Here is a 1,577-nt window from a genome sequence, read left to right as displayed (position 1 = left end):
TGGTCTTCTGTCAAGAAAGTAGACAAAAATATTTCAGCCTAAATGTCTCAAATCATTTTAATCCTTAAATATTGAGTTCCGCCATTTTAATTTACTTATCCTTGATTTTTGATCCTTCAGCCATATTTCCTCCAGATAACAAATTCAAGAGGGAATACCCACAACTTGACATGGAGCCTCTGTGGGCATGCATCTATAGCCAAGAGGCCAGTTATGAAGATACTTGGCCTGCCGACAAGGCTAGCATGCCCACTTCTCCACGTAAAGTTGTTCATGTAGTACGGTTTTCAACGTAAAGCGCAGTTATTTTAATTTGCTTCTTTATCCCCTCGTCTCCAATAGGTTCTTTCGTATTGATTCGGCGATATATAGCCTAACGTAGAGTGAATCCTACGTTCATTGTAAAAACTCATGATATAGTGCCAAATAGCCTTGGTTGCTTCTTCTCTGGTTTTAAACTTCATACGATAAATCAACTCTTTCTTAATACTGGCATGAAATGACTCAATACAAGCATTATCCCAACAGTTCCCCCTACGACTCATACTAATTTGTATATTCTGTTCCTTTAGACGTTCAATGTATTCGTTGGACGTATATTGACTTCCACGATCAGAATGATGAATGAGATTTTTTGAAGGGTTACGAAAGGCTAGAGCGCGATCTAGTGCTACTATACACAGTTCCTTTGCCAATGTTTTATCCATGTTCCATCCCACAATCTTTCTAGAGTATAAATCCATAACTGTGGCTAAATATAACCATCCCTCAGAGGTCCAAATATAAGTTACATCCGTTACCCACGCACGATCAGGCCTATCCGGGTTAAACTTGCGATTTAATAGGTTTGGGTATATTGGATTTGAATGATTAGAATCCGTTGTAACAACAAATCGTTTTCCAGGGGTTGCACTCAATCCCATTTCCCTCATGTATCGACCTACTGTTTTTTCGCTTATTTTGATCCCTAATTTACGCAGTTCATTCCAAATGCGCGGACTACCATAAGTACCATAGGATCCATGAAAGACCTTTCGAATTAACCTCTTTATTTTTTCTCTTACTTTTTCTCGTTTACCCTTACTTGCCTTGGTTTTAAGCCATTTATAATAACCACTTTTAGATACATCTAGGAGATCGCACATCTTCACGACAGAGTAATCTACCCTGTTTTTATAAATAAAATCAAATTTCACTTCTGGCTTTTCGCAAAGATGTGCGCCGCTTTTTTTATTATTTCATTCTCCTCTGCTAACTCTTTGATACGATCCAACAATTCTTTTTCCCGATTATAATATTCTCCAGGGGTAATGTACTTTAATTCTTTTTCTCCCTGTTCTTCCCGATAATCAGCTACCCATTGTTTCACAGTTCCATAAGGGATATCCATTTCCCTAGATATTTGTTTAAGTTTATAACCATCATCCATCACAAGTTTAATGATATGTTGCCTCAATTGGTTATCGTAAGTTCTATATTCTCTTCCCATAAATAGACACGTCCCATCATTAATATTATTTATCCTATACTATTTTTGGCTGAAAATACGTGTCTACTTAAAAGTCTAACTCTACTCG

At 37.1% G+C, this 1,577-nt stretch carries 2 protein-coding genes; both read right to left on the bottom strand.

Annotated features, from left to right (window positions below):
• Nucleotides 1–308 precede the first annotated feature (308 nt).
• Nucleotides 309–1,196, bottom strand: coding sequence for an IS3 family transposase (locus ACW2QC_RS20165; protein ID WP_457545715.1), 888 nt, complete (start codon nt 1,194–1,196; stop codon nt 309–311).
• The gene (locus tag ACW2QC_RS20160) at nt 1,193–1,489 is read right to left on the bottom strand and encodes a transposase (RefSeq protein WP_457545714.1); all 297 of its coding nucleotides are present in this window, start codon (nt 1,487–1,489) and stop codon (nt 1,193–1,195) included. Before ACW2QC_RS20160 ends, ACW2QC_RS20165 begins: the two co-directional genes overlap by 4 nt.
• Between the last annotated feature and the right edge of the window lie 88 nt (nt 1,490–1,577).

The sequence above is a fragment of the Virgibacillus sp. FSP13 genome, assembly GCF_054048505.1.
The sequence above is the reverse complement of the archived record's forward strand: the minus strand, read 5'-3'. Positions and strand labels throughout refer to the sequence as shown.